This is a genomic window from Oceanobacillus jeddahensis, from assembly GCF_000750635.1.
Lineage (GTDB): Bacteria > Bacillota > Bacilli > Bacillales > Amphibacillaceae > Oceanobacillus > Oceanobacillus jeddahense.
In genome coordinates this window covers 496,789-523,274 of the sequence record NZ_CCDM010000001.1, presented here as the reverse complement: position 1 = coordinate 523,274, position 26,486 = coordinate 496,789, and the positions used below count along the sequence as shown (strand labels likewise).

General features: G+C 39.0%; 26 protein-coding genes. 10 read left to right on the top strand and 16 right to left on the bottom strand.

The window, feature by feature from the left end:
* Together BN986_RS02395 and BN986_RS02390 are read right to left on the bottom strand one after the other, a co-directional pair.
* Entirely contained in the window at window positions 1-1,890 is a 1,890-nt protein-coding gene (locus tag BN986_RS02395; RefSeq protein WP_244444927.1) for an FtsX-like permease family protein, read from the bottom strand.
* The gene (locus BN986_RS02390; RefSeq protein WP_040978035.1) at window positions 1,847-2,614 is read right to left on the bottom strand and encodes an ABC transporter ATP-binding protein; all 768 of its coding nucleotides are present in this window, start codon (window positions 2,612-2,614) and stop codon (window positions 1,847-1,849) included. Before BN986_RS02390 ends, BN986_RS02395 begins: the two co-directional genes overlap by 44 nt.
* Before the next feature lie 211 nt (window positions 2,615-2,825).
* Between BN986_RS02390 and BN986_RS02385 the strand changes: the two genes are divergently transcribed.
* Complete coding sequence (locus BN986_RS02385) at window positions 2,826-3,536, top strand: response regulator transcription factor (RefSeq protein ID WP_040978034.1); 711 nt, start codon at window positions 2,826-2,828, stop codon at window positions 3,534-3,536.
* A 59-nt stretch (window positions 3,537-3,595) separates the two neighbouring features.
* Window positions 3,596-4,969, top strand: a complete 1,374-nt coding sequence (locus tag BN986_RS02380) for a sensor histidine kinase (protein WP_040978033.1) — start codon at window positions 3,596-3,598, stop codon at window positions 4,967-4,969.
* Window positions 4,970-5,685: 716 nt separating this feature from the next.
* Here BN986_RS02380 and BN986_RS02375 read toward each other — a convergent pair.
* The 10 genes from BN986_RS02375 to BN986_RS02330 all read right to left on the bottom strand — a co-directional run bounded on the left by BN986_RS02375 (window position 5,686) and on the right by BN986_RS02330 (window position 15,927).
* On the bottom strand, window positions 5,686-6,450 hold the full coding sequence (locus BN986_RS02375) for an ABC transporter permease (RefSeq protein WP_040978032.1): 765 nt from the start codon (window positions 6,448-6,450) through the stop codon (window positions 5,686-5,688).
* Window positions 6,447-7,382, bottom strand: coding sequence for an ABC transporter ATP-binding protein (locus BN986_RS02370; protein WP_040978031.1), 936 nt, complete (start codon window positions 7,380-7,382; stop codon window positions 6,447-6,449). Before BN986_RS02370 ends, BN986_RS02375 begins: the two co-directional genes overlap by 4 nt.
* Window positions 7,379-7,591 carry a PLDc N-terminal domain-containing protein gene (locus BN986_RS02365; RefSeq protein ID WP_040978030.1) on the bottom strand — a complete coding sequence of 71 codons (213 nt, stop codon included), beginning with the start codon at window positions 7,589-7,591 and terminating at the stop codon, window positions 7,379-7,381. Before BN986_RS02365 ends, BN986_RS02370 begins: the two co-directional genes overlap by 4 nt.
* A complete protein-coding gene (locus tag BN986_RS02360; protein ID WP_040978029.1) occupies window positions 7,588-8,718 on the bottom strand; it encodes a helix-turn-helix domain-containing protein in 1,131 nt (376 codons plus the stop codon). The genes BN986_RS02365 and BN986_RS02360 overlap by 4 nt, the downstream gene beginning before the upstream one ends.
* A 214-nt stretch (window positions 8,719-8,932) precedes the next feature.
* Window positions 8,933-10,477, bottom strand: a complete 1,545-nt coding sequence (locus tag BN986_RS02355) for a solute symporter family protein (protein ID WP_040978028.1) — start codon at window positions 10,475-10,477, stop codon at window positions 8,933-8,935.
* Window positions 10,474-10,821 carry a DUF485 domain-containing protein gene (locus tag BN986_RS02350; RefSeq protein ID WP_040978027.1) on the bottom strand — a complete coding sequence of 116 codons (348 nt, stop codon included), beginning with the start codon at window positions 10,819-10,821 and terminating at the stop codon, window positions 10,474-10,476. The genes BN986_RS02355 and BN986_RS02350 overlap by 4 nt, the downstream gene beginning before the upstream one ends.
* A 396-nt stretch (window positions 10,822-11,217) precedes the next feature.
* Window positions 11,218-11,973, bottom strand: a complete 756-nt coding sequence (locus BN986_RS02345; protein WP_316244914.1) for a LytR/AlgR family response regulator transcription factor — start codon at window positions 11,971-11,973, stop codon at window positions 11,218-11,220.
* Window positions 11,974-11,988: 15 nt separating this feature from the next.
* Window positions 11,989-13,728, bottom strand: coding sequence for a LytS/YhcK type 5TM receptor domain-containing protein (locus tag BN986_RS02340; RefSeq protein ID WP_040978026.1), 1,740 nt, complete (start codon window positions 13,726-13,728; stop codon window positions 11,989-11,991).
* A complete protein-coding gene (locus BN986_RS02335; RefSeq protein ID WP_040979131.1) occupies window positions 13,725-15,269 on the bottom strand; it encodes a solute symporter family protein in 1,545 nt (514 codons plus the stop codon). Before BN986_RS02335 ends, BN986_RS02340 begins: the two co-directional genes overlap by 4 nt.
* Before the next feature lie 268 nt (window positions 15,270-15,537).
* Entirely contained in the window at window positions 15,538-15,927 is a 390-nt protein-coding gene (locus tag BN986_RS02330; protein WP_040978025.1) for an RDD family protein, read from the bottom strand.
* Between the two features lie 222 nt (window positions 15,928-16,149).
* On the opposite strand from BN986_RS02330, the gene BN986_RS02325 reads away from it, so the two are divergent.
* Together BN986_RS02325 and BN986_RS02320 are read left to right on the top strand one after the other, a co-directional pair.
* Window positions 16,150-17,037 carry a fructose bisphosphate aldolase gene (locus BN986_RS02325; protein ID WP_040979130.1) on the top strand — a complete coding sequence of 296 codons (888 nt, stop codon included), beginning with the start codon at window positions 16,150-16,152 and terminating at the stop codon, window positions 17,035-17,037.
* A gap of 767 nt (window positions 17,038-17,804) precedes the next feature.
* Window positions 17,805-18,392 (top strand): LysE family translocator, encoded by a 588-nt coding sequence (locus BN986_RS02320; protein WP_040978024.1) that lies wholly within the window; start codon window positions 17,805-17,807, stop codon window positions 18,390-18,392.
* A gap of 238 nt (window positions 18,393-18,630) precedes the next feature.
* On the opposite strand, the gene BN986_RS02315 is transcribed toward BN986_RS02320, so the two are convergent.
* The 3 genes from BN986_RS02315 to BN986_RS02305 all read right to left on the bottom strand — a co-directional run bounded on the left by BN986_RS02315 (window position 18,631) and on the right by BN986_RS02305 (window position 22,379).
* Entirely contained in the window at window positions 18,631-19,578 is a 948-nt protein-coding gene (locus BN986_RS02315; RefSeq protein WP_040978023.1) for a nucleoside hydrolase, read from the bottom strand.
* Window positions 19,579-19,777: 199 nt separating this feature from the next.
* Window positions 19,778-21,361 carry a BCCT family transporter gene (locus BN986_RS02310; protein WP_040978022.1) on the bottom strand — a complete coding sequence of 528 codons (1,584 nt, stop codon included), beginning with the start codon at window positions 21,359-21,361 and terminating at the stop codon, window positions 19,778-19,780.
* 157 nt (window positions 21,362-21,518) lie between these two features.
* Window positions 21,519-22,379, bottom strand: a complete 861-nt coding sequence (locus BN986_RS02305) for an oxidoreductase (protein ID WP_040978021.1) — start codon at window positions 22,377-22,379, stop codon at window positions 21,519-21,521.
* 104 nt (window positions 22,380-22,483) lie between these two features.
* Here BN986_RS02305 and panB point away from each other — a divergent pair, with 104 nt between their 5' ends.
* The 6 genes from panB to BN986_RS02275 all read left to right on the top strand — a co-directional run bounded on the left by panB (window position 22,484) and on the right by BN986_RS02275 (window position 26,099).
* Window positions 22,484-23,296: a 3-methyl-2-oxobutanoate hydroxymethyltransferase gene (panB, locus tag BN986_RS02300; RefSeq protein WP_148417055.1), complete on the top strand. Its 813-nt coding sequence runs from the start codon at window positions 22,484-22,486 to the stop codon at window positions 23,294-23,296.
* Entirely contained in the window at window positions 23,293-24,153 is an 861-nt protein-coding gene (panC, locus tag BN986_RS02295) for a pantoate--beta-alanine ligase (RefSeq protein WP_040978020.1), read from the top strand. The genes panB and panC overlap by 4 nt, the downstream gene beginning before the upstream one ends.
* A complete protein-coding gene (gene panD / locus BN986_RS02290; RefSeq protein WP_040978019.1) occupies window positions 24,146-24,529 on the top strand; it encodes an aspartate 1-decarboxylase in 384 nt (127 codons plus the stop codon). The genes panC and panD overlap by 8 nt, the downstream gene beginning before the upstream one ends.
* 200 nt (window positions 24,530-24,729) lie before the next feature.
* The gene (locus BN986_RS02285; RefSeq protein ID WP_040978018.1) at window positions 24,730-25,104 is read left to right on the top strand and encodes a YbaN family protein; all 375 of its coding nucleotides are present in this window, start codon (window positions 24,730-24,732) and stop codon (window positions 25,102-25,104) included.
* 62 nt (window positions 25,105-25,166) lie between these two features.
* Complete coding sequence (locus tag BN986_RS02280; RefSeq protein ID WP_040978017.1) at window positions 25,167-25,619, top strand: DUF2269 family protein; 453 nt, start codon at window positions 25,167-25,169, stop codon at window positions 25,617-25,619.
* Window positions 25,620-25,781: 162 nt separating this feature from the next.
* Window positions 25,782-26,099 carry a hypothetical protein gene (locus BN986_RS02275; RefSeq protein ID WP_040978016.1) on the top strand — a complete coding sequence of 106 codons (318 nt, stop codon included), beginning with the start codon at window positions 25,782-25,784 and terminating at the stop codon, window positions 26,097-26,099.
* A 163-nt stretch (window positions 26,100-26,262) separates the two neighbouring features.
* Here BN986_RS02275 and BN986_RS26870 read toward each other — a convergent pair whose 3' ends face one another.
* A complete protein-coding gene (locus tag BN986_RS26870) occupies window positions 26,263-26,439 on the bottom strand; it encodes a hypothetical protein (protein ID WP_157037062.1) in 177 nt (58 codons plus the stop codon).
* Window positions 26,440-26,486 lie beyond the last annotated feature (47 nt).

The window sequence follows — 26,486 nt, the reverse complement described above, 5'->3', positions numbered from 1 at the left end:
TTAACCCTCCTGTGTAACAGCTTGAGTAATGTTTTTATTAAAGCCCCGTACTGTTACCACGTAATATAAAATATAAATCATCGTATAGGCCGCCATCCAAATAGTGACTGGCTCCCATAAATTCATTTCCAACAAATTGGAAAATGCCATCAACGCAACCGTTCCATGCATTAATCCCAATACGAGCGGGGCCAAGAAAATGAGTCCAACCTGGTAACGTACGGTTTTTTTCATTTCTTTTTTAGAAACACCGATTTTATATAAAACGGTATATTTATCCTTATCTTCTTCCGCTTCTGTCATCATTTTAAAGAAGATAATACTGCCTGTAGCCACTAAAAATACTAATCCAAGAAATCCACCTACAAATAACATCGCTCCAGAGGATTCTATGGAAGCCTGATAATTTTGTACAGCGCTGGAGAAATTCTCTGTTTTTGCTTCCAATTCTTTAGAGAGATCTAAATGGCTCTTATAGTCCTCTATCTGCACTGCTTGATAAGTGGCCTTCTCTCCATCTATCTCTTCAAAAGCTGTATCATTTACAACAACGGTTGTCCCCGGTAATGTAGGGATATTAAATAACGGCTTATCATAAAATGCTTCTACTTTTTTCACATCATCCGTTAAATCTATTGTTTCAGGCTGCTCTTGCCACCGTTCATCAAAATAAGGCTCAACAACAATAGCTTCATCTTGCTCCAGTTCCATATTATCGATATCCCAGTCAAGTGCCTCCGCCAGATTCTGAAAAGCATTTTTATCGATCACAGAATATGCCTCATCGTAGATTTCTCCTTCGACGATGACTTCTTTTGCCTCGAAGCTGAGCTTATCTTCTATTAATCCGGGATCAATATCTTGTTCTTCTCCTTCCCACATAAAGGAGAAAGGGACCAATTCTTCTACATTTTTTTCTGTATTATAATACGTGCCAAATATGGCTCCGCCTGCTGTAATCGTTGTCGCACTCAGCGTCGCAATAATCGTTAATGTTTTTGCATTCCCGCGGATCCGGTAAAGGAGCTGGGAAGATGTCATTAAATTAAGCCCTTTCCAAGCCCAGTTCTTACTCTTTTTCAATAGATTTAAAATATAGACAAGGACACTACTAAATAAAAGATACGATCCTAAAACCGTTAATCCGATAATTACAAGCGGCATTGCTAATCCTAAAACCCGCCAGGCTGAAGAAGTCATTAAATCCTGCAGTGCCAACCAATAAGCTCCCGCTAAGGCAAGTACTCCAATTAACGCAGAGAAGATACGTGCTTTCGGCTGTGCTTCTCCTTTTTTCTCGGCATGGAATAAATCGATCAGCTTAAATTTATAAATCACCCGATAACCCATTAAAGAAGTAACTAAAAAGATAAGAAAGAAGACAACTACTGTCTCAATCACTGCCTGCATGGAAAATGCAAAACCGACAGATAATGATAATCCCATTAATTTTAATAAAAGAGCTAGTAAGGCTTGCGACAATAAGAAGCCTAGGCTCACCCCGATAACTAATGCAATCAGTCCAATCACGATATTTTCAAAGAATAGTAAAAAACCAATCGATCGTTTACGTACTCCTAATAAGGAATACAGAGCAACTTCTTTTTTCCTTTTTTTCATAAAAAAGGAATTTGAATACAGAATAAATATAGCCACAAAAATCATCAGTACAAATGCGGAAGCGCTCATCACCGCCTGCATTTGTTTCGAAGTCTCTGCCAATCCGCTGATATCGTCACTATGCTTCAGCATAGCAAAGGTAAAATAAATAATAATCGAGAAAATCGTGGAACCAATATATAATCCATAGCTTTTTATATTTCTGCGAATATTTTTTAATGCTAAATCAAACAAGGTCATTCCCGTCACCGCCTGCTTCTGCCAATTCATCTAATATCATCTGGAAGAATTCCTTTCGCGTATGCGTGCCGCGAACAAGCTCCTGCGACAGGCCTCCATCTCTTATAAACAGAATGCGTCTGCAAAAGCTTGCTGCATAAGCATCATGTGTTACCATCATCACCGTTGTTTCATGCGCTTCATTCAGATTACTTAAGCTCTCCAGCAAATCCGTAGCTGACTTGGAATCAAGTGCTCCGGTCGGTTCATCCGCAAAAATAAGCTTTGGATTAGATACGAGCGCACGGCAGGAAGCAGTACGCTGCTTTTGTCCTCCAGAAATTTGGTATGGATATTTATCCAATAAACCCTCGATGCCAAACGAACGGGAAATGGCAGTTACTTTTTCTTCAATTTCCTTTGCCGGCTTTTTGGCAACCGCTAATGGCAGCAAAATATTTTCTTTCACCGTTAAGGAATCTAATAAATTATAATCCTGAAAAATAAAACCTAAATGATCGCGGCGAAAATCTGCCAATTTATCCTCCTTCATCTTAGCAATATTGTCTTCCTCTACATAAATATCCCCTTTTGTCGGTGTATCAATCGTAGCCAGTACATTAAGAAGCGTTGACTTCCCTGCTCCAGACGGTCCCATCACGCCGACAAATTCACCATGATCGATGGTAAATGAAATGTCTTTCAGCGCTTGAAAGGTATTTGCGCCTTTTCCATATATTTTTTCAACACCATTTACTTTTAATAAATGCTCCATTATTTTTGCACCTCTTTTACATTTCTTGTGAACTTGCTATATCTTTACTATAGACCTCCATCCTTAAACAGCCATCAATGTAACCTTACAAAATGTTTAAATCTCGCTCATAGTTGACGAATTCCTGTTAAGATAGTAATAATTCAACTTTTTAGTAAATGATAAAAGGAAACTTCACTTCATATACAAACAAGAAAGGCGGGAACACAGCATGGAAAAGCCCAAAATTTTAATTGTGGATGATGAACAGGACTTATGTCAGTTAATGAAAACAGCTCTGCAAAAAGAGGGGATAACCGAAATTGCAACAGCTGGCTCTATCAAAGAAGGCTGGCAGCAATTTGTTAAATTTGAGCCCGATTTGGCGATATTGGATGTGATGCTTCCTGACGGGGAAGGCTATGATTTATGCCGAAAAATCCGCGACGTATCTCGTATTCCAATCCTATTTTTATCCGCTAAATCCGATGAAATCGATAAAATACTTGGACTTGCTATTGGCGGAGATGATTATATTACGAAGCCATTCTCTCCCAAAGAAATGGCTTATCGCGTGAAAGCACAGCTGCGCCGGGCAGGTATCTATTCCATGGAAGCTGCCAGCTCGCATGCTCCAGCACAAGCGGATAAAAATATTGGCGAATTTACAATCAATGGAGATGAAACGGAGATAAGTAAGGATGGCAAAGTTTTAGAACTGACGGCGAAAGAAGTTGGTTTAATGGCTTGCTTTATGCGTAATCCAAAGCATATTTTAAGTAAAGAAACCTTATTTGAAACTGTATGGGGCGAAGACTTTTACGGAGCAGATAATACGTTGATGGTGCATATCCGCAGACTGCGGGAGAAAATTGAAGAAAATCCTTCAGAACCCGCCTATATTGTTACGGTAAAAGGGCTGGGGTATCGTTTTAATCCATAAGACACTTCTATTGTTTACATCATGAAAAGATTTTTATTTTATAAAGGAGAAAGTGCACCATGAAATGGAAACTCACCATCCGCTACCTTATTTCCATCCTCAGTATTGTTTTTATCGTGAGCATCGTGAATACCGTTATCCTGCTTGCGTTGATATTGTCTCAGCACAATGAGGATCCAGAAGATATCATTCATGATACAGGAGAAAACTTTACCCGTTCCTTCTTCTACTATTTGTCAATGGAAGATGGCGAACCTGTTGTATCCGAAGAAGGAAAGGATGCACTGACCCGATTTGGAGCATGGCTGCAAATATTAGATGAAAATGGAAATGTGTTATCCGATGAATTTGCACCAGATAATGCTGCTACACACTATACACCGATTGATTTAGTGCATAAATATAAATATATGGATGATGATTTGAATACCTACTTTATCGGAGAATATGAGGGCTTCAGCTATATCATTGGCGTTCCAGATTCCCAGCAACAGCGGACCATTATTATGGCTGATCCGCAACAGTTCCTGACGTATGCTTCCCAATTTCTTGGTGCCATTATTGTAGTCGATTTAATTATCGCTTTTATTGTCGGATTCCTATTCAGCACCGTGCTGACCAAACCTGTCTCACGTATTATAGAACGCATCAGTGAGCTGAAGGAAAGAAAGTTTGAACCGAAAAAAATGAAGCGGCCAGGGGTATTTAAACGCGTTTTCTCTAACTTAAACGACGTGTCTGAAACCTTGCAGGCCCATGAAAATGAACGGCAAAAGCTGGAGAAGATGCGCAATGAATGGATCAGCAATGTTTCGCATGATATTAAAACACCGCTCGCATCCATCCGGGGTTATGCCGAGCTATTAAGCAATGAGGATATCTCTGCAGAAGAACGCTTAGAATATGCTGAAGTCATTGAACGGCAATCGCTTTATATGAAAGAGCTTCTGGATGATTTTAATTTAACGATGCGGCTCAGAAACCGGGAGATGACCTTGAACCTGCAGGAAATCCGGGTAGAAGGCTTTGTCAAAAAAATGATTATTGATTTACTAAATGACCCGCAATTCCAAACACGTGAAATTGACTTTAGCAGCCATGCACCCGAACTAACCTGGAATATCGATCAGCATTTAATGAAAAGAGCGATATTGAACTTTATTTTCAATGCCATGATCCATAATGATGAGAATGTAAAGGTAACTGTAGAAGTACAGGAAGACGGCATTATTATTCGTGATGATGGGAAAGGGATCAAAAAAGAAGAACAGGCACAAATTTTTGATCGTTATTACCGGGGAACGAATACGACTTCACGCGGAACCGGCTTAGGCTTGGCTATTTCAAGAGATATTATTCAGGCGCACGGCGGCAAAGTGGAAATGGAGAGTGAAGTTGGGAAAGGAACGATGTTTAAGATTCGTATAGATTAATGTTTGAAACTGTTTTTGGAGCTTCTGTTGTCTTTTGAAGCATATACACTGACACAAATTAAAAAATAAAGGCATAAATAATTGGATAACGGGAATAGTATAATAGAACCTTTATTATAATCACACGAGAGATATCACTCTGTTGACAGGGATCTCAGTTTGGATTAAAATAAAGGTGTAAAGAAAACTTACGCGATTCACTTGAGAGTACGAAAAAGAGCTGACTGATTATCAGCTCTTTTTTTCGTTTTTTAGAAAAGTTCGTATTCACTTGTCTTTAAGTGAATACATAGTTTTTCTTATACTTTCCTATCGTGCAAAAAAAAACCGCCATGTAATTTGTAATTATACATGGCGGAAAAAAACTAGGAAAACCAGTTTTTGATATAGGATATAATTTTGCAAAGGTTGATTAGGCCTTCAATTATATCCTTTCTCCTACGCCGGTTCTCGCGTAGTTTTTCTTGCTTACGCTTCTTTCTGTTCACTTGAGAGCACACCTCCTTTCGTGGAGGTTTTTGCACATACGGCAGGTTGTCTGCCGTATGCTTTCTAATTTTACCATAGCTTTCCTGAAATCCGTATCAAGATTCTAAAACTTATTTCAATGCGTCAAGGCAGATGGCATTATTATGCTCAGCTAACAAAATTTATTTGATAAAAATGCTACAAAGAAATGGCGTCAGTAAACCTTATCATCAATGCAAGAACTGCTGTTATAACTTCTTTTTATTTAAAATAACAATGGATAGGCAGATAAATAGCAAAGATAAGAAAAGAGACATAAGCATGGCAGGCATGTAATTTCCTAAACTGGAAGCACCCTGCAAAAAGTTCATGTTTTCAGCAATAAGTGTAATCGGATTATAACGCTCGAACCTGTCAAAGATATTCACGACAAATAACAGAACTACAAATCCTCCTGTAAGCAATAAGCCTTCATAGCTGTTTCTGGAGATGGTTGAGGTTAAGATTATTGTTGTTACTAACAATATTCCAAAAATCCATAATGGAAGAACTGCCAGAAAAATATGCGGGCTATGATCATCTGTGAAATAATAAAGCGTGTAGCCCCAGGTCACAAAAAATGCCAAGAACATACTAAAAGTCCATTGGAGAATTAAATGAATACTTTTACTAATCACAACAGCGGAACGCTTCAACCCTTTTGTAACAAGGTTAACCAATGTCCCTTTGCTTACTTCCCCGCTTATTGTTCCGCTGAATAGCAGCGCAATCACGATCAATCCCATCTGTGTCATATTGCTGTAAAACTGTCCCCAGGAATCCAGAGAGGTGGGTTCCGGAATATCTATTGGTAGTGTATCCCCAAAGCTCATCTGGATAATATCCGGTGTTATAATCGCTATCAACGGGTTCATGATGCCCAAAATAAGAAAAATAACGATTAATATAAACAGTTTGGAGGTACGCCAGCTTTCCAAAAATTCTTTTTTGGAAAAGTAATAAATATTTCTCATTGAATCACCTCCAAAAAGATAGACTCCAGGGAAGGATTCATTTTTTTTAAAGAGACCGGCATCATTTTGTTAGCTTTGAAACTTTCTAAAAGTAATCCGGCTGTCTCTGCATAATCTTTATTATAAGTAATAATAACCTGATTCCGTCCCTTTACGCTCTCAACTTCTGTGATGATTTCTTGTTTTTTTAAAGCATGAAGCTCTGCAGCAAGAGCAGTAAAATCAGCCGCCTCATCAAAAGCCAATTCTATTTGCGGTTTCGCGTAGGTTTGCTTCAACTCTTTTATGGAAGAGCTTACCTTCAGCTTTCCTTCGTGTAAAATTCCTACATAATCGCAAATGCGCTCGACATCGCCTAAAATATGTGTGGAAAATAAAATCGTCATTTTTCCTTTTAAAGAGGCTAAAAGTTCCAAGAATTCATTTCTTCCTTCAGGGTCTAATGCAGAAGTCGGCTCATCACAAATAAGTAACTCCGGATCATTTAACATCGCCTGTGCAATTCCCAACCGCTGTTTCATGCCTCTGGAAAACCCTTTGATTCTTTTTTTATTTCCTTCTAACCCTACCAGTGCCAATGTTTCCTTTATTTTTTGTTTTCGGTTTTCCTTTGTCAATCCAGTAATTTCACCGCAAAACGATAAATATTCTTCTGCAGACATGTAATGGTAAAATTCCGGAACATCCGATAAATAACCTGTGATTCGATTCGTTTTTGTATTACCGAAAGTTACTTTTTTTCCGCTGACAAATATATCTCCTTTGGAAGTTTCTTCAAGTCCTAAAATCAGCTTCATGGTTGTTGTTTTACCTGCCCCGTTTCCCCCTACAAAGCCAAAAATGGACCCTGTAGGCACACTTAAATCCAGTCCATCCAGAACCTTCTTGGAGCCAAAGCTTTTCGATACATTATTTACCTCTAAGATATTCATTCATTTTCTCCTTTCCCAAATACGAAATAAAACACAGGACCAATGATTTGGAGAAGTACAACGATAATAATCCACATGCCTTTATTGCCAAAACGGTAATTGGGATGTTTGATCACATGGAACAATGCGGTGACCATCAGCGTAAATTGCAGGATGATCAACGGTATCAATAACGGTAAATGATCCATTAAAAATGAAATACCATTCATTTTTCTTCCTCCTTTTCCAAGAGCTGCTTCAGCTGCAGAGTGATCTGCTGAAATCTTTCTTCTTCCTGTAAATTTAAAAATAAGGGATTATCTACAACCGCATTTATAAAATTTTCTTTTAATAACTTAGCGTTGCTTGGTATCTGATTACCTATATCCAGATTGTTAAACCAATCATCCACCTGATCAAAATAATCGTCCCCGTGAAGAACTAGCGGAAAACTAATTTCTTTTAAGACCGCTGTAAATTCCTCCAGCATAGAGAGTGCAGCATGTTCCTCCTTCATTTGCGTATAACCGAAAGCAGCTGATAATTGAAAGTTCATCAAAGCCACCGGATGTAACGGAGCAAGGTCAAACGTTTCTGCCAGCGCTTTTCCTTTCTGAACTGTCTCGTTGAATTTTTCAGGAGCATGGATTAATACCTGCAAATAATTTGTAAATCCACTCATTACGACAATAATATACTGTAATAAGGCACTTTGAAGCGTACTAATAGCCCGATCTGTTTCCCCTTTCATTTGGAAAGCTCCAGATATCAAGCTTTCCACCGGGAAAATCCCGGGAGGATATTCACCAAGAATTTCTAAGACCTGATCCGCTTCTTTTAACGTAAGTAATGAATATGCCTCCAGCTTAAGGGCTTTTGTAATCAGCTCGGGATCTTTTGCTTGCGTCCGGACATGGACAAATAAATCCTTCACCTCATTCATATAGCGTTGTATTTTCTCTTCGTCACTCTTTCCTGGAAGCCGATCAACATGATTCATAATGAGCAGTCCCATTTGCAAGATAAATGGATAACAAGAATAATATCTGCGAATAAAGCTCCGGATAGAAACTAAAACATCCTCTGCCGGTTTTGTTTCAAAGGACTGCTTTAGGGAAGCATAAATATGTTGAATCTCTTTTGGATTCAGCTGGGATTCATATCCCAGCAAGGAATCAATGCTTACATTAAAATACGCAGCAAGTAACGGGAGAGAGGTAATATCTGGATACGTTTGTCCCGTCTCCCATTTGGAAATAGAAGCTTTGGAAACGCCGATAAAATCTGCCAGCTCTTGCTGCGTAATCTTTTTTTCTTTTCTTTTTTCTGTAATGATAGGGCCAATGTTCATTCTCATAGAAACGCTCCTTTCTCTTTCATTGTATGTGTTATCATAAGGCTATTCAATGGAGTTATTGTTAACTATTGAAGGTGAAAATCAACTAATGGGAAACTTCATGATGTATAAAACGAAACTTCATTCAGTGGGAGTTTTACGGGCGCTTCTCCGTGATAAAAACATAAAAAAATACCTGCAGAATTTTTTCTACAGGCATTCATTTCTTTACTTTTTAATGACTTGCACCACTGCTTTTATACCCCGTATTCGCCTTCACCTTTACCTCTGCATATCTTCTCATATCTGTTTCCTTCGATAGAATTGTTCCTAAATATCCACCGAGAAATCCAAGCGGAACCGAAACAAGTGCCGGATTCGTGAGCGGGAAGATAGGCTCTCCTACAAATAATGCCGCTCCTTCCACCGGTGAAAAAACACTCGGACTGATCGACACCAAGATCAACGCAGAGAATAATCCAGTCAGCATGGCCGTCACTGCTCCTGCCGTATTGAACCTTTTCCAATAGATTGTGTAAAGAATAACCGGCAGATTGGCACTTGCTGCAATACAAAAGGCCAGCGAGACAAGAAAAGCTACATTTAAATATTGCGCAAATAAGGCTAAGACAATGGACAGAACAGATACAGCCAGGGATGCATAGCGGGCTGCTTTCACCTGTTCTCTTTCTGTCGCTTTTCCTTTTTTAATAATTTGACCATATAAATCATGGGCAAATGCAGAAGCTCCAGAAAGCACCAGCCCTGCTACTACCGCTAAAATCGTTGCGAATGCAACCGCTGAGATAAAGGCAAACAGAATGTCCCCTCCAATCACTTGAGCAAGTAATGGAGCAGCCATATTTCCTCCTGGATTTGCAGCTAATATGTTTTCATATCCAACAAATGCTGCCGCTCCGAAGCCTAAGAATAACGTCAATACATAGAAGATGCCGATGACCCATGTTGCGATAACAACGGAGCTTCTTGCCGTCGGTGCATCCCGGACAGTAAAGAATCGCATTAAAATATGAGGCAGCCCCGCTGTTCCAAGTACCAACGCCAGCATAAGCGATATCGTACTAAGTGGTTCTGTATATTGTAATCCCGGCATTAAATATGCTTCCCCATGTGCCGTCACGGACTTAACATCCGTAAACATTTGTCCAATATTAAAATTAAATTTCAATAAGACGAGAAATGCCATAATGACCATCCCAGCCATCAGAAGAACAGCTTTCACGATTTGCACCCAGCTTGTTGCAATCATCCCGCCGAATAACACGTAAATCGTCATCATCACACCAACAATCAGAACTGCCGCCCAATATGGAATACCAAATAATAACTGAATCAAAGCTCCAGCTCCTACAAGCTGGGCAATCATATAAAAAGTGCTGATTGTTATCGTATTCAGCGCCGCTGCTCCCCGGACCTTACTAGCGTCAAAACGGGAATTGATCATATCAGCCAGTGTGAATTTACCGAGGTTACGAAGCGGTTCAGCTACAAGAAAGAGAACCACTAAATAGGCAATCAAAAATCCAATGCTGTAAAAAAATCCATCAAACCCGTATAATGCAATCGCACCTGCAATCCCAAGAAAAGACGCTGCTGATAAATAATCACCTGCAATCGCCAGACCGTTTTGCATTCCTGTAAGTCCTCCGCCGGCAGTATAAAAATCTCCTGCCGTCTGCGTCTTCCTTGCAGCAAAAAATGTAATAACGAGTGTTAGTATAACAATAGCAAGAAAGAGGATAACTACCGTAGCACTCATTGTTCATCCCCTCCTTCTTCCATTTCTTTTATAATTTCATCTGCCTGCTTATCAAAGACTGCAGCTTTTTTTACATAAACTGTGCATAGCACCCATGTCATGATAAACTGGGCTAACGCAAATAGCCATACCCAGGAAATATCGCCAATCGCCGGCGTGTTTAAAAATGTTGTATAGGAAGTTAAAATTGGAAGTAAGAAATAAAATACCAAGAAAAAGATGGTTAATGGTATAATAAACTTTTTTCGATCGTGCATCAGCTTTTTGAATGACTTGCTTTCCGTTACTTGCACATAGTCGATTTCATTTGCAGACCTCTGCTTATATTCTTTTTCTGCCCCCATCTGCATCCTCCTCTGAAAATCGGAATAAAAGGTTCTTAGACCATTACCTCTCCGCTAAAAACCTTTCATCTCCTTGAAGTCGTTAACCGATTTCTCTTTTTATCATTCAATGATTACTTTTCTTTCTTAGCAGCTGCTCTTTTCATTTGGGTCAGCATCCCTCCTTCATCCTCTTATTAATCCTTTTTGTAAACGCTTACTAAATTATAAAGGAAGATGACAGCTTACGTATGGAGATTGGTTTCAACGGTTAAAATGGGTGGTTGAACGGTTGAAATTTTGAGATGAATGGTTTGTTTTCTTATATTTCCCTATCATGTCAAAAATCTTAAATGTCACCAGGCTTTCAGGCAATCATCCTGGTTACACTTACGCAGTAAAAAATACTATCTTTTCCTAGCTGCCGAATAAATCAAAAAGATGTTTTCTTGCTGTCCGGCTGACGGGAATCGACGTTTGTTTTTTATCTCGTAAGGTGATATTGCTTGCTCCGTTAAACCATGGTGTAATCTCTTGTATATGGTTCAGATTCACCAGATAACTGCGATGCGTTCTGAAAAAAGCATGGCCTTGCAGTTTCTTTTCCAGCTCTTGTAATGTCATTTTACTATGAATCACGTTATCCTCTGTATGAATCTCTAACACGCGCTTATGTGGAACAGCATAATAAATAGCATCAGGCGACAAAACAATTGTCCGGTCATCATTATCAATCAAAAGCTTTGTTGATGAAGTACCCCCTTGATTGGATACCTGTTCTTCTTTGCTTTCCAATTGCTGCATCCGTTTGCGAATACGATTCATCGCTGTTTGAAACCGGTCTGTATCATATGGCTTCAGCATGTAGTCAACTGCTTCTATCTCAAATGCCTCTACAGCATATTCATCATAAGCAGTAGTAAAAACAAATAACGGTGCTTTTAAATAAGCAAGCTCTATTATTTTCTTTGCTGCAGCTACTCCACGTATCCCCGGCATATGCACATCCAGAAAGATAACATCCGGCTCGTTTTCTTTATATAGCTCGATCAGCTGCTCTCCGGTCTCTGCGCTGGGCAGAAGCTTTACATCTTTTTCTTTTTCCAATAAATAAATTAGCTCTTCCCGTGCCAGTTGTTCATCTTCTGCAATCATCGTATGGATTTTCATCATGAAAAATCTTCCTTTCTATTGTTCACGATATGGAATGGTAAAATAGACCTCGCACCCGCCTGCAGATAAATTCCTTACATGTAACCGCGCCTCTTCACCAAGCAGATTAATTAAACGCTGGTTAACATTATATAAGCCTGTTCCGCCATGCTGTTTCCCAGTCAGCACTTCCTCTCCCGCCTGCAGCAGAATAGAATCAGGAAATCCCTGGCCATTATCACGGACACTTATTTTTACCCGCTCTCCAATCTGCTCCATCTTCACATCCACTCTTCCTCCCGCAGAAACATGTTCCAATCCATGTCTAACACTATTTTCAACAAGCGGCTGAATCGATGACGGCGGGATTAAAAGATGGGAAATGCCAGTTGGCTGTTTAAAATCAATTTGCATCCTGCTCGTAAATCGGGTCTGGATAATCTCAATATACGCTTTTACATGCTCGGTCTCCTTTTCCAATGGGACAAGCTGTGTCGATACAAGTTTTAGATTAAACCGCATAAATTGCGCTAATTGAATTGTAATATGTCTTGCTTTTTCAGGATCTTTCCGAAATAATGCGGCAATCATATGCAATGTATTAAATAAAAAGTGTGGATTAATCTGCGCTTGTAAATTACTCAGCTCTGCATCACGCGTATGCAATTCAAGACGTTCTGCTTTAATCGTTTTTAATTGATTGGCAATTAATTGATTCAGCCCCTCCGCCAATTTCAGCTCCACCGGACGAATATGCTGGGATTTTTGAAAATACAATTTAATCAGCCCAATCGTTTGTTTTGCTTCCAAAATAGGAATAATGATCACGGCTTCTAATGGACAATTTTTATGTGCACATTGAATTTCTGCCTTCGAATACGCTACCAGGATGTCTTTTGACGCTAAAGCCTGCTGTGAAATTTGTGTTGTTAACCGGTTGCCAATCTGATGATGATCTCCCCCCAGTCCTTTATGTGCCATCACTTCATTTTCGTTTGTCACCGTAACAGCCGCTAACTTTAAACGCGCATACAGTAAATCGGCGATCCCTTCTGCCTTCTTTTGAAATGACTCTTCCTTTAAAAAAGGCAACGCTTCCTCAGCAATCGTTAATGCTTGCTTCGTTGCAAATGCTGCTTCATTTTCTTGCTCTCTGAGGACAATGGCAACCATTGCCGTAAAAATAGCGATAGCCAGACTATTAGATAACACTACCGGCAATCCAATCGTATTAATCAGCTCAATCATTGTTCTGTCCTGTGCATCAAAAATCAGCAATAAATGCATTAATAAAATAGGTGGAAATATCCCGATGAATAACGCTTTTATCGGGGATATAACACGCTCCTGCGAAAAAAAGCGTGCTGTAAATCCAGCAAGCAGTCCTGTCAACGGGTTCACAAGACTGTTAGCAAGAAAGCCGATCCCTCCAAGAAAAAACAAATGCGTACCAGCAATGATTCCTGCTCCCAATCCTACTGCCGGTCCGCCTAATAGTCCTGCAATCACGATGGCAACCAGACTGGAGCTGACGACCATTTGATCATCTTCAACATTCCAGACAAATGTATTCACTACAGTAAAGTCACTTCCGATAACAACTCCTGTTAATGTTCCTGCAATTCCAAACAGCCCAAATACACACGCGTGAATTCCTGCCATTTTAAAGCTGAATTCACGATAAAGCAACGACCTGAAACCCGGGCTTCGTGTAAGAACAAAGGCAATAACCAACAATAAACCTAAACGTTCGAATAAAACAATTGTCAAATTCATCCCGAACGATCTCTCCTTGCATCTATCCCTGTCTGCGCCTGGAGATAGAATGATGAAAATGATGCAGCATCTTCCTTATTCTGTGACAGTATTGCTCCCAGATAGGCTCCTAAGAACCCCGCTGGAATGGCAATAATTCCTGGATTGTAAAGAGGGATCACCGCCTCGATGGAAATCCATCCCCCATCCAGATTCATCACATGTGGTCCTAAAAATAAAAGCAGCAAAGATACCGTCAAACCAGAGATCATCCCCGTGATTGCTCCAGTCTGATTAAAACGCCGCCAGTAGATCGTGAATAAAAGTACGGGTAGATTACTAGATGCTGCCACAATAAATGTTAGAGAAACCAGGAACGTAACATTCATATTCCGCAATCCCAGTGCAAGTAAGGTGGATAACAGCCCAATAAAAAATGCCGTCCAGCGCGCAGCACGTAAACGCTTCTTTTCTGACGTATTTCCTTTTTTAATGATGTGGAAATAAATATCATGCGAGAAAGCTGTCGTTGCAGAGATGACCAAACCGGCTACCACGGCAACAATCGTAGTAAACGCGATTGCTGCGATAAATGCCATTAAAAAATCACCGCCCAAGCTTTCCGCTAATAAAGGTGCAGCTAAATTCCCAAATGGATCCAGCATCACCAATTCTTCAAACCCTACTAAGGCAACTGCTCCTAAACCTAACACAAGCGCAATCAAATAAAACGCACCTATAATCCAGCTTGCCGTTAAAAGCGACTTACGGACTTCTACCGTATTGCGTACTGTAAATAAACGAATTAAAATATGCGGCAGCCCTGCCGTACCCAATATCAAAGCAAGATGCAAGGAAAGCGTTTCCAAAGGATTGTTAAATAAATGACCCGGCAAGGAAAATTGATTGCCTAAAGGAGAACCAAGGGTTACCTGCTCCAACAGATTTGGGATGCTCCAGTTAAATCGCGACAAGACAATCAGCGCAAGCAAAAACGTACCGGATAAAAGCAGCACTGTTTTAACAATTTGTACCCAGGAAGTAGCAAACATTCCGCCAAATACCACATAAATGGTCATTAATATACCTATAATCAAAACAGAAGCAGAATAATTAATATCCAGCAATAACCGAATTAATAGACCAGCTGCAACTAATTGTGGAATCATATAAAAAACAGAGATGATTAATGCCCCGACAGCCATTATTCCGCGCATTTTATAGCTTGGAAAACGTGCGCAAATCACATCACCTAATGAATATTTCCCTAAACGATGTACCGGTTCAGCAATAAAAAACAGAACAATTAAATAGGAAACTAAAAAACCAATCGCATATAAAAAACCGTCAAAGCCATTAATTGCGATGGTGCCGACGATCCCCAGAAAGGAAGCAGCGCTAATATAATCTCCTGCAATAGCCATTCCATTTTGCGTACCTGTTAAACTTCCTGCAGCAATATAAAATTGATTGGTTGTTTTACTTTGTCTTGCTGCCCAATAAGTAATGATTAAGGTACAAACAACAATGCAGAGAAAAAATAGGAGATAGGTAATGTTCATAGATTCACCTTCCATTTTTAAGGTACATGCTATTTTAAAAGCATTGCTCCTGTTGTCAAAAGGATAGAGAGATATTTAAAATATGTAAAAATTGTTTAAATTTGATCTTTTATCTACTATAAATTGTATATTATGCGAGAAAAGAAGTAAAGATTTGCTTATCAGAGCTGATAATCTACGTCTGTTTCCAGTAAAAAAACAACAATAACTCGTAAAACAGATATTGTTGTTTTTTTACTTCTATTCTTTTTTCAATTCGTTTAAATAATTAAACTTCCTTTACTCTTACCCCGGCAGAATGGTCATATGGAAATCTACTTCCATCCGCTCCTTCAAACTGTGCGCGATTTTGCAAATAAATAAACCCTCCGACAGTATCACGATATGCCATTCGTTTTATAATTTGATTATTTGATAAATTAGCCCCATTACTACTGTCCAGCTTCAAACCAGCTTGTCTATAGCCAAGCGTTTGCCCGCCACATTTCAATTGTGCATATTCTAATGACCAAAGAATCAGTGTTGGATGAACCAGATTATAGTATACATCGCTCTTAAATTTCTTTTCTAGAAGACTTTCTGTTATTAAAGTAACTGTTGTTGATACAGCCAGATCAATAAGGTAAGCCTTGAATCTTTTTTTCGTAATGGAATGCAAATAAATCGCCCCTATCTATTTTATTTACCTATTACTGACTCAGCTGAACGCTCTATTCTCATCTTATAAGACTCGATTAAAATTGTCTATTTTCAGACTTCTATCAACCAACCTTTCGAATTACTATAATCCAGCATTAATTAGTGCTACAATAGGAAGGGAAGGTTGCTTCAAACTGTTTTAAAGCCGATTAAAGGCTCAATAAAAAAAGGAGTGAAAGTGATGCAGCAAAATCAATTAGAAAAAATGAAAAATGACAAAGGATTTATCGCAGCACTGGATCAAAGTGGAGGAAGTACACCAAAGGCTTTGGCTGCTTATGGAATCCCGGAACATACCTATCAGAGCGAAGAAGAAATGTTTGATTTAGTCCATGAAATGCGGACAAGAATCATCACATCGCCTTCCTTTAATTCCGATCAAATTATTGGCGCCATTCTTTTCGAACAAACCATGGATCGTGAAATTGAAGGCAAGTATACAGGAGATTACCTTGCTGAGGATAAAGGTATCGTTCCATTTTTAAAAGTGGACAAAGGACTTGCTGAAGAAGCAGACGGCGTTCAGCTCATGAAGCCAATTGATAATTTACAAGAAACATTAGATCGCGCAAATGAACGCCATATTTTTGGTACAAAGATGCGCTCGGTTATTAAAGAAGACAACCGGGAAGGTATTAAAAAAGTAGTGGATCAGCAATTTGAAATTGGAAAACAGATTATTGCTGCCGGACTGGTACCTATTATCGAACCGGAAGTAGATATTCATAGTCCCTCAAAAGAAGATAGTGAAGAAATTTTGAAAGCAGAAATTTTAGAGCATTTAAAACAGCTTAATGCGGATCAATTGGTTATGCTGAAGTTATCCATCCCAACGCAAAATAATTTATATAGAGAATTAATTGATCACCCGAATGTTGTTCGCGTGGTTGCCTTATCTGGCGGCTACTCTACAGAAGACGCAAATGCGAAACTAAAAGACAATAAAGGATTGATCGCCAGCTTCTCCAGAGCACTAAGTCAGGATCTAAACGCTAATCAATCTCAAGAAGAATTTGACGCAGCTCTGAAAAAAGCAGTTGATTCTATTTATGAGGCTTCTATTTCTTAATAAATAAAACAATCAGGTTATGAGCAGGCATATTATGCTTTCTGCTCATAACCTTTTTATTAAACCGTCCAAATAAACATATGCGCGATTGTAAGAATAACCTACCAACAAGGTAAGACAAAAGAACACATGGACTCACCCAGCGGAACCAGGGTGTAGGTGTAATGGAATTGGATATACCATTACACAATTGGAAGGTCATAACCGCAGCCATGTCCAATGCCAGGCAGCACTCATACTCTGCCAAGTAAATAATGGCCGGCCTCGGCTTACTGCTTGTATACTCAGCTCAAAAAACAGTTAGGTGGTTAACAACGTCTGTTTCTACTTCAAAATCATAAGACGTTAAATAATTAACCAGTAACTTTATCGATTCAAATTCTTGATCTCCCAGTTCTTGATTCTCTTAAAATTGATTACTGATTTGAATCAGCTCCTCTAGGATAGCTTCATAGTTTTTTCTATAATGATGTTTTCTGGCAAACCTTCTAAGACTGAAAATTAATTCTATCACAAATGTATTTTTATGCAATTGTATGTTTTACCATGCATTATTATATCGTTCAAAAAGGAATGGTTGGAAAACAGAAAAACATTGTGCTTATGTTTATCATTTTAAAAGAAAAACCGTGATCTGATTACGTTTATTCAAGAAATAACGAATACAGGATTCTTCACAAAATATGTAAAGAAAAACCTGTAACTTTTAATGTTACTTATGTATAATAAGTTTTATTCTGAATCATTTTTTAAGGAGCTTGACATCCATGCCTATTTTCCCTTTTCTTACATTTGTTATTGTCAGCAGTTTTACGCCTGGTCCAAATAATTTTATGGCCATTTCTTTCGCTAACCGTTATGGCTTTAGAAATACACTATCATTTTGTGCAGGCGTAGGAGCAGGCTTCTTTCTCATCGCTTTACTTTGCAGCTTTTTCAACCGGGCCCTTATTGAAATTATGCCTATTATTGAAACGCCGTTAAAATTCGCAGGTGTTTTTTATATGCTTTATTTAGCTTATAAAACATTTACCAGTTCAGGAAGTGGAGAAGCATCTTCCGAAAAAGCGCAGAAAAACTTATTTGTAATCGGTACGTTAATGCAATTTATCAATCCAAAAGCGATTCTTTACGGAATTACAGTTGTGGCTACATTTCTTTTACCCTATTATCATTCGTATATAAGCTATATCCTGTTCTGCCTTTTCCTCGGCCTCGTCGGTATATGTAGCTCGGTTACTTGGAGTCTATTCGGTTCAGTGCTTCAAAACTTCCTGGCCCGTTATCAGAAGGTATTTAATATGGTGATGGGGTTATTGCTTGTATATAGTGCTTTTGCTATTTTGATAGGATGACTCCTGCCCAACCGTTACCATCCTTGCATCATCGCCTTTCTCTAGTACAATAACAGTAAGACCATACATCAGAGCGAGGAGAATGATAATGAAAAGAGGTATCCGATTTGTTTTCGGTTTTTTACTGGGAGCGCTCATTTATTTTTTAATTTTTAATTAACCTCCCTTCCAAATCGTTTTTACTGTAATGAAAAAGTCAGGTCTCTCTCATAAAAGACCTGGCTTTTTCATTGCCTATTTACTTAATTGCCTCTAAAACATCTAACAGGTTCTTCTTAAACCGGTCACGATTCACCGCTTCACAAACACGCACATTCGGTTTTTTCTCCAGACGGTTATTGATGTCCACCAGACTATATCCTCTGGTAAGCTCACCTTTTGTCTCCACATCCACAAAATAATCATGCGATTTTGTCATAATACGTTCATCTGCAGCAATAGCAACTAATAACGTATCCGGATGTGTCGTCCCATTCAGACGATGTACAGACTTATTAAATTGCATCACTACTTTATTAATATCGATAAAAAATTGGGAGCCTGCTGTTTCCAGATCAGCAATTTCCGCATGGTCATTGTCGTCCATTATGGAATAATCAATACACATATCCCAGCCAACCATGGTAATCGAAATACCTGAATGTAGTACAAGCCTCGCAGCTTCCGGATCAACATAAAAATTATACTCCGCTGCCGGTGTAATATTTCCTAAGGTATTATTCGTCCCGCCCATGATATAAATATGCGGAATATCTTTAATAATCGAAGGGTCTTTTTTGATTGCCATCGCAATATTCGTCAATGGCGCAATTGCCAATAAGCTTACTTCTCCTGGATATTCCTTCACTTTCTCAATGATAAAATCAACAGCATGTCCTTTTTCCGGACGCTGTACCGCCTTTGGAAAATGCGCACCGCCCATGCCATCATCACCGTGAACATCTTCTACGGTCCGGTGTTTTTCCTGTTCTGTTGCAAGCAGCGGCCGCTCTAATCCTTTATAGACAGGGACTCTCTCTTGCGGGTTAGCAACTTGAATCGTATACAGTGCATTTTCCACCTCTTGATCAAAGTCCACATTTCCGCCGGTAATTGTTACCCCTTCGACTTTAAAATGATGCATGGCTGTCAAAAGTGCAATCGTGTCGTCCCCGGCTGTATCGGTATCAATAATCACTTTTCTCATTTTATTTCTCCTGTCTCGTTAATGCTGTAATATAGTCAAAGAAAGCATTCCATCCCGCTTTTACACGGTAAAACTCCCCTTCAACAAACGTTTCAAAAGTAATGAATTTACTCAAGCTGTATACATCCTAGCATACCACGGATAAAACAAAAGATTATACTTTTTTGAGAAGCAGCGGAGTGCTACGTCTTATTTCCAATTAATCTTTTTGAGTGGTAGTAGAATACCTTGCTTTCCGGACATTTTTTACCCAAGCCCGGTCCTCATCCATCATTTTCTTCGCGGCAAAGACCGTCAAAATCTGAATAATTATAATCGGTATGCCCATCAATCCCGAGAGTACTTCCAGCGGAGATAAGCCGCCTACACTCATCAGTGTTAAAGCAAGAACCGTAATCAATGCTGCGACTAAGATGCGTAAGGATTTATACGGATTCGATTTGGACATATCCTGATTTGACATATAGGTTGCCACGGTATAGGTTGTTGAATCCAATGTAGTAATTAAGAATATCGTTGCAATAACTGTAAACAGGATAAGGATGACAGCAGACATCGGCAGAGAACTCAAAATAGCCGGGATAGATGCTTCAATTCCTTGATTTTGAACAATATCCAGAACGGAAACGGTATCCGTTACTTGCCTGTGAACACTTAATCCTCCAAGAACACCTGTCGCAACCCAGGATAACAGCATTGGCGCCATCAGGTAGGTTAAAATCATTTCTTTAATGGTTCTGCCTTTAGATACAATTGCCGCAAATACACCATGAAGCATGGCCCAAGTGGCATTGTAAGCAAACCAAAAAACGGTATGACTTTCAATATGTGTACCACCTTCTAAATCAAGCGAATTGGTATACAGTGAAAAATTAATATAATTAGAAAATAAATATCGTAAGGAATCAGAAAAGAAATTCATAATAAAGATTCCAGGTCCAATGAAAAGAATCAAGACAGCAAAAGCTCCTGCAAGATACATATTCAATGTGCTTAATCGTTTGATTCCTTTATCAATCCCTACATAAGCGCTGATGGAGAAGCCTAAAACCCATACTAATGTAACAATGAGAGTAAAAGGAAAGGTGACCTCAATATTCAATAATTCCGCTAGATTATACGTAACAATCGGTGTGCCAAGACCTAATGTCACTGCAGCTCCAGCTAAAATACTGACTAAGAAAAGGATATCAAGAATGATTCCGCCAATCCCATCTGTAAATTTGTCACCGAATATAACGCGACACGCTTCTGAAATACGCATTCTTGGTTTCTTCCGGACATACAAAAGATATCCCATTGCCGGCGCTACCATAACAAAAACGGCAAAGGTCTGGAAAGTCCATAAAAACATACTGTAAGAATTCCCAGCAAGAATCGCTTCCATCGATCCTGCATCCAGACCAAACGGTGGATCATTCGCAACTTCACTCCATTGTGTTAAACCTGTCCGCATGACGGTTGAACCGAGACCCATGGCGATTAAAATAGACGCATATTCAAATAAGTTGTATCTTGGTTTCTGGGTCGGATCGCCTAAAACTACTTTTCCGTACTTGGAAAATGAAAAAAATAATGCAGCAATCACGATTAGAAATGCATACCATAAATATCCCCATTTAAAAGTATCTACTAGTGTATTAAAAATACTATCCAATAGTTCCATCGATTCGCTCGTATACGTTGCAAACAGGATACTGATAATGGCTATAATGACAATAGAAGGGATGACTATTTTCTTCTCCACGAAGCTTTTTTTCTTCTGACGTTTCGGCACATCCATTTCAATTTCTCCTCTCTTTTACGACCTGATTAGAAATATTGATATTTAGATGGTATTTGCTTTTTACGTCTATGTAATACCACAGAAGAAAAATTCCAAAACCTAGGAATGATAAAAAAAACAAATTTCCACATTTTGGTTAAACCGATAAATTCTTTTATCCCTTCATCTCACTCGCCAACAATAAGCTGTATACGGTATCTAAACAAGGCGTATCTAATCCGTGCTTTTTGCTTTTTTCATATAAATAACCTTGTATATAAGCTGTCTCCATCGTTTTTCCGTCTACCCTGTCGTAATACATACTTGTCCCCATGTGAGGAGGATATCCAGCATAAATATTCATAATCTCATCGGCGATATTTCCCTGAAAATAAATTCCCTCTGCTGCAGCAATCCCCACCCCTTCCTGTATTAATCTTTCACACAGATTCTGTACCGTTTTTTCCTGCAAAATAAGTGCTGTATTTCTGCTGAGAGCGGTTACGGAGTTAATTGCTACATTTACGATTAATTTATACCAAACCTCAAAACGATAATCAGGGCTTAATCGAATTTCAAGATTGCTTGCTGCAATGATTTCTTTTAACTTTTTCGTTACGGTATTCTCAGGAAGAATCAAGATTCGATCACGAAAATGTGTAACCACATTCTCTTTCTTCTGTCCGCTAATATAGACAACCGCTTGGTACGCATTTGGAATGTGAAATTTTTCGAGCTGCCCATAGCCATTTTGACAAAGAATACAAACGGTGTTTTCATGCGTCAGCTTATCCAAATAAGGCATGATCCCTTCTAATTGTGTTCCTTTCACTGTGATAAATAAATAATCAAAAACTGTCTTCACTTCCGAAATAGCTTCTACAGGAAAAGCAACAGTTTCCTGCATGCCCGCTCTTTCTATACAAACTTTCCCCGCTCTTCTGCCCAGAAAAGTCACTTGATACCCGCTGTTATGCAATGATTCGCCGATAACAGAACCTACTGCACCAGGCCCAATAACTCCAAATATAGCCATTTTTTGTTCCCCACCTTTTTCCTCAAGCTAATAACTTGCCATTGTGAATCTATACAGATAATTTTATAATAAGAAGAACAATAAAAATAGTAGGTGATTTAGAAGTGAATTTCCTTCATGATTTCATGAACATGAAAAGTAACGGAGAGAAAATGACAATGCTTACAGCGTATGATTATCCAAGCGCGAAGCAGGCAGAGCAGGCTGGTATAGAGATCATTCTTGTCGGAGATTCCCTCGGCATGACCGTTCTTGGCTATGAAAGTACGGTCCAGGTAACAATACAGGATATGAAACATCATGCAAAAGCCGTACGCCGGGGAGCAAAAGATACATTTATGGTTGTTGATATGCCATTTGGAACCGTTGGCGTAGATGATAAAACAGATATGCGAAATGCAGTGGAATTATATCAGGAAACAAATGCCAACGCCCTAAAAATCGAAGGCGCTCATACCGCTCCATTAATTAGCAGGTGTACGCAAAGCGGCATTCCTGTTGTAGCTCACCTCGGGCTGACACCGCAAAGTTTTGGTATTACCGGCTATAAGCTTCAGGCAGCGTCTAAAGAAGCTGCTGAAGCGTTAATTGAAGATGCTAAGCTGATGGAACAAAGTGGGGCTGTAATGTTGGTGTTAGAAGCTATTCCAAGTGACTTGGCAGCGACTATCACAAAAACCTTATCTATTCCAGTTATTGGTATTGGTGCCGGAGCAGATACAGACGGGCAAGTTCTTGTTTATCATGATGTGTTGAACTATGGTGTCGACCGTAAACCAAAATTTGTGAAGCGTTACGGAGACTTTACAACAGGGGTAGATGCATTAAAAGCCTACCACGAAGAAGTAAAAGCAGGATCATTCCCATCACCTGAATTTACGTATAAGAAACAAATTATGGATGAGGTAGACGCATGACGCAACGAATCACAACCATACAAGAAATGAATAACGTTATACGAATGTTAAAAAAAGAACAAAAACAAATCGGCCTGGTTCCTACGATGGGTGCTTTACATGATGGCCATTTAACCATGGTCAAAGCTTCTTTAAGACACAATAACATTACGGTTGTCAGTGTATTTGTAAATCCGCTGCAATTTGGTCCAAATGAAGATTTCGATGCTTATCCAAGAGATATCGACAGCGATCAGGCAAAATTAGAGCCGCTTGGTGTTGACTATGTATTTTTCCCAAGCGTGGAGGAAATGTATCCAAATCCATTAGCCATTTCCTTAAAAGTAAACCGCATGGCTGAAGTGCTGGAAGGTGCGAATCGCCCTGGACATTTTGACGGCGTTGTGATGGTGGTAAATAAACTATTCAATATCATCCGTCCCGATTTCGCTTATTTCGGAAAGAAGGATGCGCAGCAGCTTGCAATTATTGAAAAGATGGTTGCAGAATTTAATCATCCTATGGAAATTATTGGTGTGGATACAATACGGGAAGCGGACGGCCTTGCCAAAAGTTCCCGCAATGTCTATTTAACCAAACAGGAGCGGGAAGAGGCAGTTCATTTATATCAAAGCTTAATCAAAGCACAGGAACTGTATGACGCCGGGGAAAGAAACAGTGCTGTTTTGATTAATACAATCAATGAGCACCTTACCAAAAACACTTCCGGAAACGTAGAGGATATTGCTGTTTACAGCTATCCGGAATTAGTAGAACAGCCGCAAATCACCGGTCAGATTTTTATATCTTTAGCTGTGAAATTTTCTAAGGCTAGATTGATTGATAACATTATTTTAAAAGGAGACCACCATGATTAGAACAATGATGAATGGCAAGATTCACCGCGCACGTGTGACCGAAGCTAATTTAAATTATGTCGGCAGTATCACCATTGATGCCGATATTTTAGATGCCGTCGATATCCTGCCGAATGAGAAAGTCGCTATTGTGAACAATAATAATGGTGCACGATTAGAAACCTATGTCATCGCTGGTGAGCGCGGGAGTGGTAAAATCTGTTTGAATGGTGCCGCTGCTCGTCTGGTACAAATTGATGACGTGATTATTATTATCTCTTACGTGCAATTAGATCAAGCTGAGGTAAACACACATACACCAAAAGTTGCTGTAATGAATGAGAAAAATGAAATTGTGGAATTGATTCAGGAGAAAGAAAATCAGGCAGTTTTATAATTACTGATTGGAAGGGCTTTGCTGACTGGTAAAGCCCTTTTGTAAATACTCCCCAAGCCGTTTATAATCTACACAAATTAGTCATTTTATTTCCCTTCACAGGCAGCATTTATATAGTAAAATAGAAGTAATCTCTTATAAAAAACGTATCGGCTGTTCCTCCAGGCAGGATTTCATTTAAAGCTAAAGTAGGTGTGACGATGAAAAAAGCATTTTTTATCAGCTGTGGATCCGTATCGCTGGGTCTGGGTATTATTGGTATTATTTTACCGCTATTACCTACGACACCATTTTTATTATTAACGGCAGCATGCTACGCGAAAAGCTCAGAAAAATTATATCATTGGCTGCTTGAAAATAAATATTTTGGCTCTTATATCAAAAATTACCGAGCAGGAAAAGGGATTCCATTAAAAGCAAAAATTACTGCTGTATCAGTTCTATGGTTATCCTTGTCCTTCACCATCTTTTTTGTCATTCCGCTCGTTGCTGTGAAAATCCTGCTTGCACTGATTGGAGCATACATTACAGGCTTTATTCTGAAACAAAAAACACTTCAAAAGCATGCTTTCTAGAAATGGCTTAACCACTGCCATAATTGATTGCATGCTGTTTGTATTTGGAGGGAACACGCAATATGACATTTTATGAAATTCTCGTATTTATACATATTTTTTCTGCTATCTTAGGGATGGGACCAGGTTTTGTGATGACGCCAATTGCTAAAAAAGCTTCCAACATGACGGAGCTGCGGCATGCATATGCTATCCGTAACAAATTGCATCAATTCGTCATGATTGGCGGTACCTTATTACTTGTCACCGGATTATGGATGGGTTTTTTAAATACATATCTCTTCCAGCAAGGTTGGTTTTGGACCAGTCTCGTTCTTTTTTTGCTTGCGCTGGCATCCGGTCCTACAGTACTCGTTTCCAGCTCTAAGCCGATTAAAGCATTGTTGAAGGAACATAAAGGGGAAGACATTCCGGCAGAATACGTCACGTTGTCTAAACGGCTATTTTTCTATGAGCATCTTATCAATACGCTGTTTTTAATTATTATTGCTTTGATGATTACCAAGCCTTTTTAAGTTTTATGGAAAAGGGAACTATTTTTTCTTTTTGACTGGGGGGATTCCTCAGTCTTTTTTCATGTTTGAAAAAGGAAAGGTGCAGGGTACTTTTATATAAAAGGAGGTATATAGTGGGAAAAGGTATAAAGATAACTATATCCGCCAGATGACGCAGAAATCATGACGGATATCTATGATGAAATTAAAAATCTGGAAGTAGAGTATTTAGGAAACACAAATGACAGAGTCAGCGGAGACTGGGAAATTATAGATGGCGATACAAATTACAATATCACTATCTACGGGCCGCAAATTGATGGAGAATTAAGCGGTTTTCAACTGGCATTTAACGAGGATTTAGATGAGTTTATCGTCTGGCATAATGAAGTTTATGGTGTCACAGACGGTTCTTTAGACGGGCTAAGAGAATATATAAATAACCTGGATGTGGAATGGGAACCAGGAGCAGATTTTCAGTTTAATAACAGTGGACTATGATTGATTACAAAACAACATAACACGCTACTAAAATAAAGATAGAATCTTACACTTTTTATAAAGGTGATGAGAATCGTTTTTTTTGTGAAAAGGGACAGCTATCGCACCATATGAAGATAAACGACAGGTAAAAAGAGTAACGATAGGCAGTAATCAAAATCCGTTAACTCCTTTCATTCTTTTTTCTTTCAATAAAAAGATAGTGTGCCAACATCAGTATCAAACCAATTATCCATATAATAGAGATAAGTTCCCAATTTACTCCAAACCGAAGATGTTGATAGATTATCCCAATAACCGTTCCAATAATACCTCCAAGTATGACTTTTATATACTTCATCTCTTTGTTCCGCCTCCCACCTGGTAAGCTGGCTGTTTCTTTCTTAT

Bases quoted from the DNA above. Each gene is read 5' to 3' on its own strand.
- BN986_RS02345 (WP_316244914.1), bottom strand. From the start codon at position 11,973: ATGATGAAAATCCATACGATGATTGCAGAAGATGAACAACTGGCACGG.
- BN986_RS02325 (WP_040979130.1), top strand. From the start codon at position 16,150: ATGCAGCAAAATCAATTAGAAAAAATGAAAAATGACAAAGGATTTATC.
- BN986_RS02380 (WP_040978033.1), top strand. From the start codon at position 3,596: ATGAAATGGAAACTCACCATCCGCTACCTTATTTCCATCCTCAGTATT.
- BN986_RS02340 (WP_040978026.1), bottom strand. From the start codon at position 13,728: ATGAATTTGACAATTGTTTTATTCGAACGTTTAGGTTTATTGTTGGTT.
- BN986_RS02285 (WP_040978018.1), top strand. From the start codon at position 24,730: ATGAAAAAAGCATTTTTTATCAGCTGTGGATCCGTATCGCTGGGTCTG.
- BN986_RS02370 (WP_040978031.1), bottom strand. From the start codon at position 7,382: ATGAATATCTTAGAGGTAAATAATGTATCGAAAAGCTTTGGCTCCAAG.
- BN986_RS26870 (WP_157037062.1), bottom strand. From the start codon at position 26,439: ATGAAGTATATAAAAGTCATACTTGGAGGTATTATTGGAACGGTTATT.
- BN986_RS02280 (WP_040978017.1), top strand. From the start codon at position 25,167: ATGACATTTTATGAAATTCTCGTATTTATACATATTTTTTCTGCTATC.
- BN986_RS02335 (WP_040979131.1), bottom strand. From the start codon at position 15,269: ATGAACATTACCTATCTCCTATTTTTTCTCTGCATTGTTGTTTGTACC.
- panC (WP_040978020.1), top strand. From the start codon at position 23,293: ATGACGCAACGAATCACAACCATACAAGAAATGAATAACGTTATACGA.
- BN986_RS02320 (WP_040978024.1), top strand. From the start codon at position 17,805: ATGCCTATTTTCCCTTTTCTTACATTTGTTATTGTCAGCAGTTTTACG.
- BN986_RS02375 (WP_040978032.1), bottom strand. From the start codon at position 6,450: ATGAGAAATATTTATTACTTTTCCAAAAAAGAATTTTTGGAAAGCTGG.
- BN986_RS02350 (WP_040978027.1), bottom strand. From the start codon at position 10,821: ATGGGGGCAGAAAAAGAATATAAGCAGAGGTCTGCAAATGAAATCGAC.
- BN986_RS02360 (WP_040978029.1), bottom strand. From the start codon at position 8,718: ATGAGAATGAACATTGGCCCTATCATTACAGAAAAAAGAAAAGAAAAA.
- BN986_RS02355 (WP_040978028.1), bottom strand. From the start codon at position 10,477: ATGAGTGCTACGGTAGTTATCCTCTTTCTTGCTATTGTTATACTAACA.
- BN986_RS02310 (WP_040978022.1), bottom strand. From the start codon at position 21,361: ATGGATGTGCCGAAACGTCAGAAGAAAAAAAGCTTCGTGGAGAAGAAA.
- BN986_RS02365 (WP_040978030.1), bottom strand. From the start codon at position 7,591: ATGAATGGTATTTCATTTTTAATGGATCATTTACCGTTATTGATACCG.
- BN986_RS02275 (WP_040978016.1), top strand. From the start codon at position 25,782: ATGACGGATATCTATGATGAAATTAAAAATCTGGAAGTAGAGTATTTA.
- panD (WP_040978019.1), top strand. From the start codon at position 24,146: ATGATTAGAACAATGATGAATGGCAAGATTCACCGCGCACGTGTGACC.
- BN986_RS02315 (WP_040978023.1), bottom strand. From the start codon at position 19,578: ATGAGAAAAGTGATTATTGATACCGATACAGCCGGGGACGACACGATT.
- BN986_RS02305 (WP_040978021.1), bottom strand. From the start codon at position 22,379: ATGGCTATATTTGGAGTTATTGGGCCTGGTGCAGTAGGTTCTGTTATC.
- BN986_RS02385 (WP_040978034.1), top strand. From the start codon at position 2,826: ATGGAAAAGCCCAAAATTTTAATTGTGGATGATGAACAGGACTTATGT.
- BN986_RS02390 (WP_040978035.1), bottom strand. From the start codon at position 2,614: ATGGAGCATTTATTAAAAGTAAATGGTGTTGAAAAAATATATGGAAAA.
- BN986_RS02395 (WP_244444927.1), bottom strand. From the start codon at position 1,890: ATGAATTGGCAGAAGCAGGCGGTGACGGGAATGACCTTGTTTGATTTA.